The organism is Flavivirga abyssicola (assembly GCF_030540775.2).
GTDB lineage: Bacteria > Bacteroidota > Bacteroidia > Flavobacteriales > Flavobacteriaceae > Flavivirga > Flavivirga abyssicola.
The window spans coordinates 480,567-499,353 of sequence record NZ_CP141266.1; the positions used below are offsets into that span (position 1 = coordinate 480,567).

Annotated in this window: 8 protein-coding genes; all 8 read right to left on the reverse strand. The window is 33.7% G+C overall.

Annotation, left to right across the window (positions count from 1 at the left end; all coding sequences use genetic code 11):
- Positions 1–101 precede the first annotated feature (101 nt).
- On the reverse strand, positions 102–665 hold the full coding sequence (locus Q4Q34_RS01805) for an EF-hand domain-containing protein (protein ID WP_303317246.1): 564 nt from the start codon (positions 663–665) through the stop codon (positions 102–104).
- Between the two features lie 105 nt (positions 666–770).
- Positions 771–3,596 carry a PQQ-binding-like beta-propeller repeat protein gene (locus Q4Q34_RS01810; protein ID WP_303317245.1) on the reverse strand — a complete coding sequence of 942 codons (2,826 nt, stop codon included), beginning with the start codon at positions 3,594–3,596 and terminating at the stop codon, positions 771–773.
- 9 nt (positions 3,597–3,605) lie between these two features.
- Complete coding sequence (locus tag Q4Q34_RS01815) at positions 3,606–6,422, reverse strand: hypothetical protein (RefSeq protein WP_303317244.1); 2,817 nt, start codon at positions 6,420–6,422, stop codon at positions 3,606–3,608.
- Between the two features lie 431 nt (positions 6,423–6,853).
- Positions 6,854–7,570 (reverse strand): T9SS type A sorting domain-containing protein, encoded by a 717-nt coding sequence (locus tag Q4Q34_RS01820; RefSeq protein WP_303317243.1) that lies wholly within the window; start codon positions 7,568–7,570, stop codon positions 6,854–6,856.
- 1,267 nt (positions 7,571–8,837) lie between these two features.
- On the reverse strand, positions 8,838–12,944 hold the full coding sequence (locus Q4Q34_RS01825; RefSeq protein ID WP_303317242.1) for a hybrid sensor histidine kinase/response regulator transcription factor: 4,107 nt from the start codon (positions 12,942–12,944) through the stop codon (positions 8,838–8,840).
- 64 nt (positions 12,945–13,008) lie between these two features.
- Positions 13,009–14,478, reverse strand: coding sequence for a sulfatase family protein (locus Q4Q34_RS01830; protein WP_303317241.1), 1,470 nt, complete (start codon positions 14,476–14,478; stop codon positions 13,009–13,011).
- A gap of 2 nt (positions 14,479–14,480) precedes the next feature.
- Positions 14,481–17,054: a glycoside hydrolase family 2 protein gene (locus Q4Q34_RS01835; protein ID WP_303317240.1), complete on the reverse strand. Its 2,574-nt coding sequence runs from the start codon at positions 17,052–17,054 to the stop codon at positions 14,481–14,483.
- Positions 17,042–18,763 (reverse strand): glycoside hydrolase family 2 protein, encoded by a 1,722-nt coding sequence (locus Q4Q34_RS01840; RefSeq protein WP_303317239.1) that lies wholly within the window; start codon positions 18,761–18,763, stop codon positions 17,042–17,044. Before Q4Q34_RS01840 ends, Q4Q34_RS01835 begins: the two co-directional genes overlap by 13 nt.
- Between the last annotated feature and the right edge of the window lie 24 nt (positions 18,764–18,787).

The window sequence follows — 18,787 nt, forward strand, 5'->3', positions numbered from 1 at the left end:
CAGACATTAATTATAGTTAACCTGATTGATTTTATGTTTTTGAGCAAAAAACCGAAACAGTTATATATTTCGGCTTTTTTTACTCAATTCACTAAAACTAACTACTGTATCTTTTGTCTTTGTTTTGCCAATTTCCAATCTACGTCTAGTAATAGTTCTTGGATGGTAATCTTACCGTCATTATCCTTATCTGTTCCCAAAAATTTCAAATTCACATTTTTAGCAGGTTTTCCTAGTTTTTTTGCTTTAGCCTCTTGATATTTAACCCATTCTGACTTAGAAATAACATTATCTCCATTCGTATTCATCAATCCAAATAGCTTCTCTGTTTTTGCTAATGATACTTGTTTTATGGCAACCTTTTTAATATTTTTTGACTTTTCTGAAGCTTTTTTCCTATTAACAGGTTTAATAAATTCTTTGAGAACAAGTTTACCATCATCATTTGAATCTAGACCTAGAAACATAGCTTTGGCATCGACCGGGGTACCTTTTTTGGTTTTCTTTCCTTTATAAAATGTTATCATTTCCTCCAAGGAAATCTTATTGTTGTTATCAGTGTCTACCATACCAAACTTCTTTTTCATTTTCCCTCCATTCTGTGCGCTACTTAGTATGGTAAAGAAAAATATTGAAAGCAATATCATACGCTTTAAGACCTTCATAATATTTTATTAAATTAATTATCTATCGTAAATTTCCGATAAAATAAAACTAGTATTGCACTTCTGAGTAAACCAAATGTATCTCTCAATAATAAATCCAGGCTTTTATAACTTTTCTTTTAGCTCAATATCAATAAAAAGAAATCCTCCTAATGGAATTTTGATATCTACAGTATTTTCCTTAGTCTTAAATACTTCTTTACTTAAAATATCCGCAATGTTTTTTATAATTATACCATTGAACCTAACCTTGGCTGTGCTTTTTTCAGGGTTTATATAGCCGTTATCTATTAAAGTAAGCCTTAAATGTTTTGGAGATATTTGGGAAACAACCCAAGCGACATCTCCCGTAACGGTTACTGGCAAATGGTTAGCCTTTTCCTTAATCTCTTTTTCAATAATTTTATAGTATTCATCGGCTTTGTAAGTTTGTTTTCCATCGGCCGAATAATAATTGCGACCGTCTGTAATATACTCGGTCATCTTACCTTTGTAAATAGGATGCAAATTATCTTGCAGGCTGCCTCTTTTGCTATTCTTATCTGCAAAAACACCATCTTGTGGGGGTGTAATTAACACTAAACCATTTTCATAGGGTGCTAAAAAGTTTAATCGTCTATCTTTTACTCCAGCAGCATATTTAGAAAAATCCCATTGGGTGACTGGAGCACCCAACCAAGAGCCATTCAATCTGCTAAACACAAAGGGGTTATTCTTTTCAAATTTCTCATTGTAAAAGGTCGTCCATTTTACATTGACACCGTCTTCAATAAAATGATGATCTGGTTCTTTAATACTAAGATGAACAGGTGAAAAACTTAAAACTTCAGACCGTTTGGGTACGTACAAGGCTCCTTTTGCGATAAGTTCCCAGTACATACTCATATAGTCTTGATCTACCGAAAAATTATTAATGAACTGTGCCCCATAAGCTGTATGAAAAATTAGCATTCTTAAAAAATGGTTTGGCAATCTTTGATACCCCAACTGCCTAGATCGGTCAAAAGAAGTGTTGTCTGGTACAGCCCTAGTCCCCCAGCCATTAACAGCACCACTAGCCCATATTCCTGTTCTACCAGCTAAACTTAACTCCATAGACTTATCGGTGGTCTCTTCCATTGAGGGAACAAATACATCTGCGAACTCCCCCGACATTAATCTAGACCATGGCTTAAGATGATTTGATCCTAACCAAAAAATATTCTTATTACGTAAAAAGATATTTGCATTTTTACCTTTTGCATAACTTGCTAACGGATAGGTTAAATCATTTACTAAAAAATCTAGATTCTCAGAATGATCTTCCATTTCAGGGTAAATAAGTACTACTTTCTTACCCTTTGCCTTATCTATAACTTTTTTAGTAGTTTTTAGACTGAACATATAAGGATCGTTACCATGACCAGCCCAATAAGCAATTCCTGGCTCACCTTCAAGGCCTTTTACAATCTGATTTAGAGCTTCTTCATGATTAAGTGTATAACGCTTTCTGCGATCGCGTCCTTTTCTGTACTTTTCATTAGCCATACCCGATCTATCCCAGTTCTCTACATTACGCATAAACATAGAGTTTAAAAATACCGGACTACTGTAATTACTGGTTATTTCACTTTTTAAACCTTGAAGGTTACCAGGAACAGATTCTGTCATAAAATAAACAGTTTGAGAACTGTTTTGATATTCAGGTTTTTTAAAAGCTTCTAAATCTTTTCTTATATTTTTGGTATTTTTTAAAATAGTTTCAATTTTACCAATAGGTTCTAATTTTTCGAAAGTTTTTTTCCAGCTTTTATTTTCTGTATCAATAATATGTATGCCACTTCCTCCACTTTGTGCGCTGGCAAGAATGACTTTATTTGTTATGGGGTCTTTCCATAAATCATTATATGCGTAATTTCCATGAAGCCTTTCTTCTTTGGTATCTTTACCTGGTTTATACAGTCTAATTTGACTACCTAATCTAGACAGATACAAAACTTCTCCTTTTTCTTTAATTGAAGTATTGTGCACAATATCATATCCAAATTTAACTTTCCCTATACGCTTGTATGTAAAATTAGCATTAGTCACATCGTACGTAGTAACAAGCAAATCGTTTGCATGTGCTGAAGCTCCCAAAATTATTTCATCTGCTCCATCATTATTTATATCTAATGTATTTAAGTGTCCTATGGGCCTAATTCTAATTTTTTTTCTTAGTTCTTTAGGTGCTTGAATTTTTACTTTCTTAAAAGGAATGTCTTCCATTATATCAAAGAAATATAATGTTCCTGGGGTTTGCATATGATTATTGGTTCCTAAAACCACAAGAGACTGTGTTCCATCTGCCTTCGTAACTGTTCTTATAAAGTTTGAAGTACTAACATGTTTTTCAGGCAAGTTTTTATTGCTTTTGTGCCTAGGATCTTCTATTGAAAAGGTTGATGATTTTATTTCCTTAATCAATTCACCATTTGGAGAGATATAGTAAATACTTTTATCAAATCCACCTGCCACTACATAGGCTTTGTTATCTTTAATAACAGTACATAATGCATACATGGGTGCGCTATTTTTGCCGAATTTCCAAAGTAAATCTCCTTTGTTGTCTAAACAGTATACATAACCATCTGCATTTGCCGTAACAATTTCATCAATGCCATCCCCATTAATATCTCCACACCATATATCATGGTTCATATAACCAGATAACTGATTTTTAAAAAGAACCTCTCCACTATAAGAAACACCTAAAACGGTTCCCTCAAAGCTATTGGCAACTATATACGGCTCTCCATTATTTTGAGCTGTTCGTACACTTAAAATAGTATAGCCTGTATCGATACTTGTGATACCTTTTAAATTTACTTTGCTTTGAATTCCGTATGTGATATTCGAAAAAGAAAGAAGTGCTAATACTAGAAATTTTGAAAAATATATGTATTTATTCATACTGTTGTGTTATAATGGCTTTGCCAATTCTATATCTATAAATTTAAATGCTCCTAAAGGAATATTAATGGTTACTTTTCCGTTGGTAACATCAAATGTCTCATGGCTCAAAACATCAGTTACTTTTATTGGAGATATTGTATTAAAACTAACGGTAGCTGCTTTATTAGAAGGATTTAGATAGCCGTTTTCAACTAAAGTTAGCCGTAAATGTTTTGGAGAAGTATGGGCAACCACCCAACCTACTTCACCTGTAACCGTAATGGGTAATAATTTCCTAGAAGATTCAATATCCTTTTTAATGACTTTATAATACGTTTCTGGGCTATAACTTTGTTTACCATCTTTTGAATAATAGTTTCGCCCATTAGTATAATACTCTTTCATAATGTTTTTATAAATGGGATGTAAATTTTGAACTAAAGGCTTTCTTTTAGCATCCTTATCGGCAAATTTTCCTTTTTGCGGTGGCGTTATCAATACCAATCCGTTGTTGTAGGGTGCGATAAAATTTGTTCTTCTATCCTTAACACCTGAGGCATAATTTGAAAAATCCCACTCGGTAACAGGTGCTCCTGGCCATGAGCCATTTAATCGACTAAAAACTCTGGGGTTATTTTTTATGTGTTCTTCGTTGTAAAAGGTGGTCCATTTGGAATTACTACTCTCTTCCATATAGTACTCGTCTGGATTCAACATGCTTAAGTGTACAGGTGAAAAGCTTAAAATCTCAGAACGTTTTGGCACATAAAGCGCTCCTTTTGCTACAAGTTCCCAAAGTAAACTCATGTGTTTTTGATCTACTGGAAAATTATGTAAATATTGCGCTCCGTAAGCCACGTGAAAAACCATATTTCTTAAAAAATGATTTGGCAACATTTGGTGGGAGTGCTGCCTTAAACGGTCTAGACTCGGATTATCCCTTGCACATCTTGTCCCCCAACTGTCTGTAGCTCCACTAGTCCATATTCCTAAACGCCCAGCTAAACTCAAATCCATAGATTTATCTGTAGTTTCTTCCATTGCGGGTATAAACACATCTGAATACTCTCCTGATAATAACTTAGACCACATAGGTAAGTACACATTGCCTTGCCAAAAACAATGTTTAGTTCTTACAAAAATTTGTCCATTCTTTTTTTGTGCATGTTCAGCAAGTGGATAGAAATAATCATCCATAACATAAGCAAAGTTTTCAGAATGATCCTCTAGTTCAGGAAATATCATAACTGTTTTTTTACCATTGGCTTGATCTAAAATCTTTTTATTAGTGCTTAATTGATACATATAAGGATCGTTACCATGTCCTCCCCAATAAGCTATACCTGGCGCATTTTTAAATCTAGACGAAATTTTATCCACTATTTCATCTTGACTCAATATGTATTTCATTCTCCCATCTCTTCTTTTTCGATATCTTTCGTTTTTAATTCCAGATCGATCCCAATCTTCTTTGTCACTACCCGCCGAATTCAGAAACACAGGGTTACCATAATTAGCTTGAAGGTTTTGTACCCAACTCTTCATACTTTTTGGAATGTTTTCAGCCATTAAATAAACATGTTGGGACTCTTTTTGAGACTCAGGAGCTTTATAGTTGTTTAAACTATTTCTAATCTTTTTAGTATTTGAAAGTATCGTGGAAATTTTACCTTTTGGTTCTAAATGCTCATAGGCTTTTTTCCAATTACTTTTTTTGGGGTTTATTATATGAATATTACTTCCTCCACTTTGTGCACTCGCTAAAATAATATGTCCTGTAACTGAATCTTTCCACATATCGTTATAGGAATATTTTGTGGACAAAATTTGCAGTTCACTTTTATCAAAATCCAAAGGAAGAATTAAAATTCTGGCTCCTAATAACACAAAATATTTAGATTCACCTTGTTCTACAATGAGTTCGGGTTGTACTACACGGTATCCAAATTTATCAATGCCCTTATCAATATCACTTATTTTAAAAAGCCCTTGTTTTTCAGTGTCTAAATCTACTTTTAAAAAACTGGTATCATGAATCATAGAACTTGAACCTGCCAAAATCTCATCATTGCCATCGTTGTCAATATCAACACATCTCAGCTCTCCCAGAGGTCTTCTACCTTTCAAATCAATAATTTTAAATGGTTTTTCTTCTAAAGGATTGAATAAATATAATGAGCCCCTAGCCTGAACAGCCATAGTATGCACAACTCCCTGCACCGCTAAAACTTCTTCTCCATTTGCTTTTTTAACCTTACGAATAAAATTTGAAAGATGACAATTATAATCCGGAATTGGTTTAGAGTATGGTTGCCATGGGCTATCAACTGAATAGGTGTATGAAGACATTTCCTTTACTAAATCTCCTGAAGCCGATAGATAATACATACTCTTATCATATCCTCCAGCCACTACATAGGTATCTTTTCCTTTTTTAATAGCTGTTATGGCATACATTGGTGCATCATTTTTTTTGAACTCCCAAAGCAATACGCCTTTATTATCTAAACAATAGACGCTACCATTTGCATTGGCTACCAAAATCTCATCCTTACCATTACCAGTAATATCTTCACACCATATATCATGGTTCATAAAACCAGACAATGCGTTTTTCCATAAGACATCGCCTGTATACGATACTCCTAAAATTGTCCCCTCATAACTACTTGCAACAATATAAGTTTCCTTGTAGCTTTTAGCTATTCTAACTTTTGAGATGGTATAACCAACGTCAATACTTTTTATAACTGATGGATCATTCTCTTGACAATTTATAGTATGGAATCCTAATGGCAGTAATAAAACGACCAATAGGAGAAGGTATTTTTTTATGGAATGCATATCTAAATTAATATTTTTATGTGTTATGCTATTTAAGTCACAAAATTAAATTAGGGAATAAAAAAGGTGAAGCGTGTAACACTGCTGATCTTTTTAATATTTTCTCTAATAAATCAAAGATGTGGACTATAATAATTTTTACTGGAATTAAATAAAGAATTTCTTGAAATGAACTATTCTCAAGGCAGAGCCATATTTCGACTACGCTTAGTACAGATTTCACTCATTTCATACCTAATCAAGTTAAGCACAGCTTTGACCTTTCGGTTAAAAAATCGAAATTCTTTTATTTAGATTCCCGTTTTCACGGGAATGACAATTTCAACGGAAACCACGAGGCTAAGCCTCGAAGAATTTTTTTTTGATTAAAAATCAAAAAAAACCATTTATTAATTTAAATGGTTTTTTCTTTCTGCTAAAAACTTTATTTACTACTGCACCAGAACTTTCTTCGTTAAAGTTGCTCTATCTGCTGATACTTTTACTACGTATATGCCAGAAGCCAAGTTAGCCTTATCTACAGACTGACCAATCATATTGTATACTTCAATCTTACTGTTTTCTGGTGTGTTTTTTACTACAATTTCTCTATTCTTTACAGTTACTATTGTGTTTGCCTTAGCAAATACATCATCCAAACTAAGCGTCCCTTGATTATCAACTTCTAAGGAAGTAATAAGTACATTACCTACTATAGGGTCTCCAGCTTTGTTTACAAATCTTGATCTTAATTGAATTTTACCTCCAGTAGCACCTCCACCACCATCAGGATCTGTAAAACCTGGATCCGAAAATTCATACACTACAGATGAGGGCCCTAAATCTACTACAGTAGCACCTTGCAAATCTACTCCACCCCCTGCTCTAAAAAAAATGCCATCAGCATTAGAATTATTGGTATAATTAATGATCACTCTATTTTGACCATCTGTTTTTGTATTACTAATTCTAAATTCGAAAAAGGACTTACTACCAGAAGGAGTCAATGTAAAACCAGTATTATCACAGGTAAGTGTAGCTTCAGTTGCAGTATATTTACTCGCATTACAGTCTAAAGCGGTAAAATCAAAATTTTGTTGGGCAGACATTGACATAGATACAACTAAAGCCAGAACCAAGGTTAAATTTTTAAGTAATTGTGTTTTCATAATTTTTATTTTTATTTAGTTAATTTTCGTAAATTCTTAAGTAAGAATGGAATGCAATTAATTTCTCTAAATTGAGGATATATGAACTATTAAATGTCTCTTGAGGTAAATAAAATGTATCTTTGTGTTTATTGTTCGGATCTGCAATTAAAAGAATATCAACTAACTACAATTTTATAGTCTGAAATATCGATATTCGAAGCTATTTGGACAATATAATATGTAACTCATCACTAACTAGATTAGAGTATACTTTTCATAGTCCAAATTTTATTGACTGAAACTTCAAACTGGAAGTGCTTGATATTATATCTACTGGGGTTTTATTAGATTTTATAACACTTGATTTTTCTGTAATCGGATTAGTTTTTTTGGTTTTGTAGTACTCCAACTTTCACTTGAATCTTCAAAAACTATACTCTATTTGGGTGTTAACATAAGATATGGTTCTCCAAAAAACAAATAATAAAGAATTTTCTTGAAACGAACTATCCTCGGCAGAGTCATAGAGGTATGCTTCGACTACGCTCAGCACAGGTTTCGCTCGTTTCATTCCCAATCAATTTGCCCGCAAGGCTTTACCTTTGGGTCAAAGCCCGAAATTCTGTTATTTAGATTCCTGTTCTTGTCTGCCATGCCTTTGGCTTGATAGACCGACAGCTACAGTGCACCCTCATCTTAAAAAAATCATTATTTACTTTTCTTTGCCCGTCCAAAGAAAAGTAACAAAAGAAAAGACGCCCCTTCGATAGGAATTTCTTCTTTTGCTTAAGCTCAAGAAGAACCAAGCACAAAACTTCGACGTCTCGCCAATGCAAATCCAATACTGTGCTCCTGGGTTTCGAAGCTTTTGTCCTTTATTCTTACGAAGGGTCGGGGCTTGCCTAATGGCCATTTCTTAACGAGCACCTTAACCTCTTTTTTTCATGATGAAATGTCTCGTTATTTATGCTTCGCTCTGTCGACATTGACACACCTATATTTCAAATAATTAACTTAGTTCTTTTGATTGTTATTACATTACTGTTTAGGAGTCAATATTTGTGGTAGACCTTAGCTGCCTTTCGGCAGCTCCACGAGAATGACAACTTCTACGGAAACCCCTAGGGTTCTTCCTCGGGAATTCTTTTCGATTAAAACGAACGTTTATTTTCCTAATCAAAACTTTATATTTTTATACAAAGCTTAGTATTAAAGGCAAAAAATACCTAGGGGCATACATAAAATATAGCCCATAATAAATTTCATCCTTAGTGGAAATAGGGATTTAGTTATTATCGCATTCGCTTTTGCTGGTTTTGGCGATATACTTTCCAGGAGTCACACCAAACTTTTCTTTAAAGACTTTGGTAAAGTGTGTACGGCTTTTAAATCCCGTCATTTCAAAAGCTTCGTTAACGGATAATCGTTTTTGAGCTAAGAAATTTGCAGCTTTTTTTAATCTGTAATTTTTTAATAGTTCAAATGGCGTTTGGTTTGTCAAAACCTTAACTTTTTGATAAAAATGTGTGCGGTTTAAGTATAGTTCTTTTGCTAGATGATTGAGATCTAAATCTTGATTATCTAGGTGTTCCTCCATTAAGCTGTACAATTTTTCCAAAAAGGCATTATCATTCCTATTATTTTTATTGTTTTCTCTGGTTAGCGGGATACCAACTTGATAACGTTCTCTTAATTGTTTACGATTTCTAAGCAATGCTTCAACGTTTGTTACTAAACGCTGTATATTAAATGGTTTTTTGATATATGCGTCTGCTCCATCGCGAATCCCCTTAAGGTGATCTTCTATATTTGCCAATGCCGTAAGCAAAATAACCGGAATATGACTGGTTTTTAAATCCGATTTTATTTTAAGGCATAAATCCAAACCATTCATCTCTGGCATCTGAACATCACTTATCACTACATCTGGCCACTCCTTTTCGAAAGCTTCAAAACATTCATGGCCGTTTCTAAAACTCTTAACTTTGAAAAACCCCGAAAGGATTTCTGAAACAAAAGTCCTCATTTCTGGATTGTCCTCAGCATAAAAAATCAATGTATCTGAAAACTCACCAGAAACTTCAACATTTGATATGGTATCTTTTTTAAATAAATGATTATCAATCTTCACCTCTTTTTCATCCGGCAAATTAATACTCTTATGCTTTTCCTCTTCCAAAAGTTCTTTAACTATTGGTAAACGAACATTTATGGTAGTACCTTCTTTTAATTGGCTTTCGGCATCTATAAAACCATAATGCATTTCGACCAATCTTTTGGAAAACGCAAGACCAATTCCCGAACCACTTCCCTGAATATTTTCTTTTTTATGCGACCTGTAAAATCGTTCAAAAATATGTTCTAGGTCAATGGCATCTATACCCTTTCCTGTGTCAATTACTGATACAACTAAATCTTTATCATTCGTTTTATATACAACTTTAATTGTATCGTCTGTTTTAGTATATTTAAAGGCATTGCTTAAGAGATTATTAAAAATTTTTTCCAACTTATCTCTATCTGCAGATACCATTATTACTTTGTTCTCGCCTTCAACCTCTAACTTTTTATTATCATTTTTTGCCAACATATTAAAGTCTCCTATAAGCTCATCCATAAATGAGTTAAAGCTAAACCTAGTATAGTTCATTTTCAAGGCATTTGCATCGGTTTTCCTAAAATCATGTACCTGCTCAATAAGCTGATGTATTTTTTTAGATTGTCTTTGCATTAAACCAAGTTTCTCACCAACATCTGGGTTACCCTTAAAACGCTCTAATAATATATTCATAGGGCCTGAAATTAATGCTAATGGTGTTTTTATTTCATGAGAAATATTTGAAAAAAACGTTAATTTTGCCTCGTTTATTTCCTTAACATTGTTAATCTCCATCTGTTCGATTTCTACTTTATGATTTAAAGTCTGAATCTTCAAAATAACCCGAATAACCAAATAAATTAGCAGAAAGCCTAAAAGGGTATATAAAAAGTATGCCAAATGGGTATTCCATATAGATGGCATTATCTCTATTTTTAGTTTTTTTGATGATGTCCATTCATTTAACGAATTTGATGCCATAACGGTTAATTCGTAATCGCCAGGCTGAAGTCCACTATAATAAATGGTTTTTTGACTTGATGGTAGTACAATCCAGTCGTTGTTTATCTGAGATAATTTATACTTTATTAAATGGTTTTTGTCATTAGAAAAATGCAAACTTGTTAAATCTAATGAAAACACATTTTCATTATGCTTTAACTCGATTTTATCCAGTACTCCAATACTTTTTTGCAATACAACCCTGCCATTTAATGTATCCCCCGGCATTATTTCCTTATCAAAAATCTTAAAGTTCTCAAATTGTAATTTTGGTAATTGCTCTTTAGTATTTACATCTTTAGGGTTAAAATAACAAAAGCCATCTAAACCTGATAATATCATGGTGCCATTATCTAATGTTTCACTTGCAAACCAAAAATCCTCGAAAGGCAAACCATCAGATTTGTTAAATTTTCTAAACTCATTAGTCTTGGTATCAAATTTATTTAAACCAATATTAGTAGGGATCCATAGATTAAAGTTTTCATCATATAGGATATTTTTAACCACATTATTAGACAATCCGTCCTTTTCAGTAAAGGGTATAAACCTAGGAATCGAATCACTATTAAGCACCTTGCAAATACCACTACCTTCTGTCCCTATCCATAAATCATCATTTGGCAATCTAATTATTGAAGACACAAAATTACTAGGTAATGAATGCTCATCTTTTTTATCATTAACAAAGTTATGGATGATAAGTTCTTCAATGGGTGTATCTTTTTTGTTAGCTATTCTAAATAACCCATCTGTATCTGCGCCAATCCACATAAAGCCGTATATGGAATCTGAGTATACCCGCCTTGGCAACTCTATTTTATTGTTTTTAAAAAAAGGATTGTCACTTAAATATTCAACGTTGGTAACGGTATTGCCTGCATCTATTAAAACCTTATAGACTTGATCACTTCCAACAACCCAAACATTACCATATTTATCCTCAGAACATGAGCGTATCCTAGGCCCAGTTGTCTCACTTAGGTTATTAAGTTCAATCTTTTCATAGCCTCTATATCCTTTCCTTAATCTATACAGGTTAGATTCACCAGAAATGTATATCCAAGTATTCTTTCTAGAATCTACAAATACACCACCAACATTTTGTTCTTTTTCGATAGGGAAGTTAAAAGGAAGCCGTTCAAATTTCTTGAGTACGCTGTTGAAAAGTGACAAACCACCATAACTAGCAGATATAAAGGCGTGGTCTTTACCAAATGGGGCTATGTGAGTAACACTATTGGAACCGAGCCCAAAATCATAATCCATACTTACATTATAACTTCCAAAAGGCCTCTCAACCATATCAAATTTATAGACACCTTCATTAAAAGTTGCATACCAGCAAATATTCTGAGATGTCAACATAAATCTACTTGAACGTAATATTTTCAGGTTATCTTTAAAACCCCTAGCTTCTATTGGAAGTCCTTTCCTAATTATATCTATGTTGTCTATTTGAATAATGCCTTCGTTTAATTCTCCCAACCACAACTTGCCAGAATCATTTAGCATGATGCTATTAAACCTAAAATCCTGTAATGCCTCTTGATCTATTTCAAAATTATTAGGGTTAAGCGTGTTATTGTGCTTTACCAGTACTATCCCTCTTGAAATAGTTGCTAAAAAGGAATGGTTTGAAGCTTTTACAATGGCATTTGCATAAAGGACCTTGTCCTTTAATATTTGCTTGAATTTCTTTTCAGAAAAATCGAAGAGTATTAGTCCCTTAGACGTTGCAAACACAAGTGCGTTTTTACCAAATGGCATGACATCGAAAAAAATCATATCATCTCCAAATTTTTCAACTGGTGGTAAATACCGCTTCAAAAAATTAGAATCTTTATCAAAAACCAATACACCATCGCCTTCTGTCAAACAAAATATATGATCTAAAAATTTGTTTCCAAAAATTTTTCTAATTACGGGGCCTTTAACCGCATTACCATTTTGTTTATTTGAATATATTTTTGTGAACTTTTCATTGATGAAGTTATATCCCGTTACACCTTCATCAGTTCCAATCCAAAGGTTATGGTTGTTATCCTCATAAAGCGACCTCACCCTATTACTGGTTAATATTTCTTTATCAATTGTGTTTTTGAAGGTTTGAAAATTATATCCGTCAAACTTATTAAGTCCGTCATAAGTGCCAAACCACAAAAAGCCTCTAGAATCTTCATACATTGTAGTAACGCCATTATGTGCTAAGCCCTCTGAAATTGTATATTTCTGGGAATATTTAATTATTTCATCTTGAGCAATAGCACTAATGCAATAAAAAAATGACAAAAAAACGATAAGAAACATTCTAGGCATAAAACTCTCTATTCTTTAAAACTTAAACTAAGTTAATTTATTTTTTTAAAAGACGCTCTTCCCAATCTTTTAAAACTTCCTCGTCTGTAGCTTCAGGCGAAAGCTCTGGTTTTTCATTTTTAAGAGATTTCACATAGTATTTATAAGATCCTCTCTTAGCTTTTTCAATAGTCGCATTATCTTCATGAATCATGTTCTTCTCAAAATCTACCAAATTTGTTTTTAAAGTTGTAAACAACTTAGATTTAATGTCTTTAAACTTTTCATCATTTGCTAAATTATTAAACTCCGAAGGGTCTTCATAGATATCATATAGCTCAATCTCCGGTTTTGTATCTGCCATAAATTGATTGTATGGTTCTCCTAATTCTCCTCTTTTATGCAATATTTTATATAATGCAAAAGCAGGGTATTGCAACTTTTTATAGCTACTTAATTGCATCCATGGTCTATCTGCCGTTCTATTCCAAATTAGTTTATAACGGTTATCTCTAATACTTCTCATATCTTCGTGAGCATCACCAGCACGTTGGCGGAAACCATAAATATAGTCTCGTGTTTCTTTATCTTCTCCTAAAAACACTTTTCCATGCATATACTCTGGAACGTCTATACCTGCAATATCTAGTGATGTTGCTGCAACATCAATTAAACTAATAAGTGCATCGTTGGTTGTTCCTTTTTTTACATGTTTAGGGTATCTTACAATAAGTGGTATTTGTAACCCGCCTTCATATAGAAATTGTTTATCTCTTAAATGAGGACGTCCATGATCTCCAAATAAAATAATGACCGTGTTCTCTAAATCCCCATCTTTTTCCAATTGATCTAAAATTCTTCCAACATGTCTATCGCATTCTTGAACACTCTCAATGTATGCTGCCCAATCTGCTCGGATTATAGGATGATCTGGGTAACATTTTGGTATGGTGACTTTATCGGGGTCTACTGGGTTTATTGTATCTTTTACAAACAATCTATGCGGATTATAAATTTGAACCTGTGCAAAAAATGGTTGTCCTTCTTTACGTTCTGTCCAATTAAATGCATCAAAAAGGTCTTCATGTATAAAATTAAAATCTTGCTTCCCCTCTGTATTGAAGTCTTTAGAGTCACAATTTGTTACAAAATACCCTGCTTTCTGAAATAATTTTGTTATCGGCTGAATTCCTTTTGGGAGTTCTGTCATATTAGAAGTTCTATGGTCATGACTGTTCACCGCAGTAGGATACATTCCTGTTATTAAGGAAGAACGACTTGTGGAACAAATTGGAGCCGTTGAAAATGCATTGGTATATAAAACACCTTCTTTAGCGATCCTGTCCATATTTGGCGTTTTCACATCAGGATTTCCGTAACATGCTAACTCTCTGCCTAGGTCATCGCCATTAATCCAAAGGATATTTAATGGTGTTTCATTTAAACTTTTCTCTTTTGGCTTTCCACAATTGAAAAAACAAAAAATAAATACTAGTAAAACCACTAGCTTGTTTATTACTAATCTCATAATTAAATTTTAGTTTTTTTTGATGCCCCATTTTTATTGATAGCAGCAACATATTCACTATCCTTAGGCACAATTATCAAGCCTGGATTTACTTGTTCTATTTTAACGGTTTTACCTGAAACTAAAGTCACCTCATACCCTATTATCTTTTCAGGAACCATTAATCTAATAGCTATATTGTTATCGCCTTTAACCGCTCCTAAAATTTGTAATGGTTCAGGAACTTGCCCTTCGGTAAGTGTAACATTAAATTCTTCTGACCATGGGCTATAGCCTTCTGAAAGTATTCTGCGTACTCGTCCGTAATAGGTGGTTTCATTTTTTAAATCCCTTACTCGTATCGCTCCCATTACTGGCGCACTTAATGTTTCATTGTACACGCCTGCTTTGGTACCATACGCTACCTCTAAGCCTTTATCGCCTTCTAAGCTTGTAACGCCTACCATAAAACTTCTATCCAACGGTAACACTTTTCTCACTTCTGGGTTTTTAGCCTCTGGGAATGTGGGTAGCGGTAACTTCTCTCCTGTTAACACATTAAATCTGGACTCTGCTACTGTATAACCATTATTAGAAATTAATGAGACTACTAGCAGTTTAAAATTTGAAGCAGTCCATTTTACGGTTCTCGTAATGGCTTCGCTATCTGGTTCTATATCTCCAAGTTTATAAATACTACCATCTAAAACCTTACCATGAGCATCTATAAGCTCGTAAACCCACGAATAGCCTCTAAGTGTAAATGATGGTAATTCCAATTTACCTCTAGGTTGGATGGTTATTTCTGCTTGTTGTTCTTTAATTTTAGCGTCAATAGATTTAACTGGTTGCTGGATTTTGGACATCTGATAGTAAAAGGTCTTCGGATTTCGCCATATATCAACAATACCCCAGTCTCTATTTTGACTTGCCGGTGTTTGCTTGTGATAACTACGGTAGTCATTAAATGTCCAATGCGCTGCACCAATCAGGTAAGGTTCTTTCCCAAGCTGTTCCCAAAGGGCGGTAAAATCTACCGTATGATTTAAAGATTCATCTCGATCCTGACCGAATTCAGTAAAAAATACAGGCATATCCGGAATGCTATCATGAATCATTTTTAGTTGTTTAACTTTAGCACCATCTTTACCGTATTTATTGGTAAAAAGAATGTCTACACTTTTATTGTCTAAAAATTTAAATCCCTTAACAGGATTATTACCAAAGGCTTGATCGTGGATATTAGCATAAAAACGTGTTGGATCCAATTTTTTTGAAAGTGGACGCATGGCTCTAACGTAATCATCAGCTGCATGCCTTAATTCGTTTCCTGGAGACCATCCGATTATAGATGGGTGATTCCAATCGCGATGTACCATTTCTGTAAATATTCTTCCTGGATATAGGGATTTCGCCTTTTCTGCATCTTCCTTATTATTCATTGGAGTCCGATACACTGTTTGCCAAATAGGAATTTCAGACCAAATCATGTACCCTACCTTATCGCAATAATCTAACAGGTCTGGAGCCGATGGGGCATGCATAATTCTAGAGAAATTTGCTCCAGAACGTTTCATTTGATCAATATCTGCTTTTACTAAATGAAGGGGTTCTGTATTTCCATAAGCACGGTGATCGTGTACCCGATTATACCCAAATAAACGCACTTTTTCTCCATTCAAGTACATGCCATCAGGTTGTATGTCTACATGCCTCAACCCAAAATGTTCCTTTAAAACAGCAACAGACTCACCTTTTAATAACAATTTTGTTTCTAAATGGTACAATTGCGGATCATCAAAATGCCACATTCTAGTTTGTTGTGTATTTAGAAAAATATCCGTTGCAAAAGTAGTTATGCCCTCTGCTTTTGCTTTTCCCGAAGCTAAAAACGCCACATCATCTAGTTCCTTAATAGTTCCAACTATTGTTATATTTTTTGCTTCACTCGAACTATTTTCTACAGTAATATATAATTTAACATATCCTGTTTTGGTAATTACATCTAGTGTTGGTTCTATTTTTTGACGAACAATTCGTAGCTCATGGTGGGCTTCTAAATAAACATCCCTGTTAATACCTCCCCATTGATACCAAGCTCCTAGCTTATGTTCATTGTTTACTTTTAATTTTATTGTTCCTGTTTCTCCAGCGGAAATATACTGACTAACATCAAACTCAAAGGGGGTATAACCACCAACATGCTGTCCTAAATAATGATTATTTAGCCATACATCGGTAACATCATAAACAGCATCAAATTTTAAGAAAATACGTTTGCCATTCCACCTTTTTGGTACTGAAACTTCTTTTTGATACCACGCATCCCCTATATAATCGGCATATTCTGTAAATGTGTTCCAGCTAGCTGGTACTGGTAAAGTTTTCCAATTATTATGCTTTATTTGGGTACTATCGGCAAATTGCCAGTCGCCGTTTAAAGACATTCTGTTTGCTGAATTATTATACTCTAAGTTTGTATTACTTTTCGAACATCCTGCAAATGAATACGTCATTAACAAAACAATAATTATACTAGTTAATGATTTAATTTGTTCTTTAAACATGGTTTTAAGTTTCCTTATTATTTGTTCCATTTTTCATATACTTCTTTTAATTGATAGTAAGCTGCCTTTTTATTGCGATCCTTATCTACAATCCCCCATTCTCTATAACCTGATTTCGGGGTACCTTTATATTTACTTCTATAATCATTATAACTCCAAAGCGATACACCTGTAATAAATGGCAAATCCTTTAATTTTTCTATATACGCTACCATTTCATCATTCAATCTAGCGTCTGATGCTGCTCCAATTTGTTTTCTTCCTATTTCAGAGATAAAAATAGGCTTGCCTGGAAATTTCTCATGTGTAAGTGTTGCAAGTTCCACAGCTTTACCATAGGTATTCATAGATATAAAATCTACTTTTTCATAGGGTTCTTTTCCTATTTCACCTTTTCTATAGGCCGTAATTGTTACGTACGTTTTTAATCGCGTGGTATCCAACTCCTTTAAATAATCGAGCATGGAGTTAACGTAACCATATTGTGCTTTTGTTAATTCTTTATCTTTCCAAGCTAATTCTGGATCTCTTAATTCATTACCTACACTCCAAGCTACAACACTAGGATGATTAAAGTCTCTTTCAACCATATCTTTTAGCCATTTTTTTGTAACTGGATTATTTGGAAATGATTGTGGGTCATCTGCTCCCCAAACAGGAATTTCTTCAACCAATAAAAAACCAATACTATCACAAAATTTTAATATGTTTTTTGAAAGTGGTGCATGCATCAATCTTGAAAAATTACATCCCAGGGATTTAATGTCAAGCATATCCTTTTTAATTAAATGATCTGGTTCGGTGTTTCCATAAATTGGATGATCATGAACCCGATTAATCCCATTCATTCGCACGGGCTTATTATTAAGATAAAATTGTTCTCCACGTACTTCAAATTTTCTAATACCAAATTTATCTGAAGTCGTTTTATAAGCTTCCCCATTCACTTTAAGTTTACTGGAGATTTTATACAGGTTAGGGGTATCAAAATGCCAAAGCTTATAATCAGAACGTTTTCTTTCAAACGAAACGTTTGCTATGGTAGTGGTTTTCCCTTCTATTTTAAAAAGCGTAGAGTCAATTAATACATTTTCAATTTCTGGTTTAAGAGTAACATGCACCTGTTTATTGCTATTATTTTGAACCTTATATTTTATATTAAAATTTACTTTATTGGTATCAAAATCAGGTACTGCTGTAATGTGTTGGTATATTAAGCGTACATCTTTTTCTGCTTTTAGCGTTACGTCCCGACTTATACCTCCCCAAGGCCACCAGGCGCCTCTTTGATAGGTGTTATCTGCCATAACGATAACTTTATTAGTCTTTTGGTAATCTACTTGGTCTGTAATATTAAATTCAAAAGGCAAGTACCCCCCAAAATGTTCTCCCAGCAAAGTTCCGTTTAACCAAACTTTAGATGTTTGATATACCCCTTCAAATTTTAAAAGTATTTGGTTTCCATTCCAATTTCTGGGAATTTCAAACTCTTTTTGATAATAGCCTTTACCTACATATTTTGAATAGCGTTTTCGGGTATCCCAATTTCCAGGTACAGCAATCGTATCCCATTTTGAAATATTATAACTGAAAAGCTCTTGTTCGTCTATGTCGTTAGACGCTAAAAAATGCCAAATACCATTTAAGGGTAATGTATCACTATCTAATTTACGAGTAGAATTTTTGTTAATACATGACACCAATAACAACGAAACAATTACAATCCCAAGTCCTTTCATTTAAATGGTCTTAAACATTACAAA

Bases quoted from the DNA above. Each gene is read 5' to 3' on its own strand.
- Q4Q34_RS01830 (WP_303317241.1), bottom strand. From the start codon at position 14,478: ATGAGATTAGTAATAAACAAGCTAGTGGTTTTACTAGTATTTATTTTT.
- Q4Q34_RS01815 (WP_303317244.1), bottom strand. From the start codon at position 6,422: ATGCATTCCATAAAAAAATACCTTCTCCTATTGGTCGTTTTATTACTG.
- Q4Q34_RS01805 (WP_303317246.1), bottom strand. From the start codon at position 665: ATGAAGGTCTTAAAGCGTATGATATTGCTTTCAATATTTTTCTTTACC.
- Q4Q34_RS01810 (WP_303317245.1), bottom strand. From the start codon at position 3,596: ATGAATAAATACATATATTTTTCAAAATTTCTAGTATTAGCACTTCTT.
- Q4Q34_RS01820 (WP_303317243.1), bottom strand. From the start codon at position 7,570: ATGAAAACACAATTACTTAAAAATTTAACCTTGGTTCTGGCTTTAGTT.
- Q4Q34_RS01835 (WP_303317240.1), bottom strand. From the start codon at position 17,054: ATGGAACAAATAATAAGGAAACTTAAAACCATGTTTAAAGAACAAATT.
- Q4Q34_RS01840 (WP_303317239.1), bottom strand. From the start codon at position 18,763: ATGAAAGGACTTGGGATTGTAATTGTTTCGTTGTTATTGGTGTCATGT.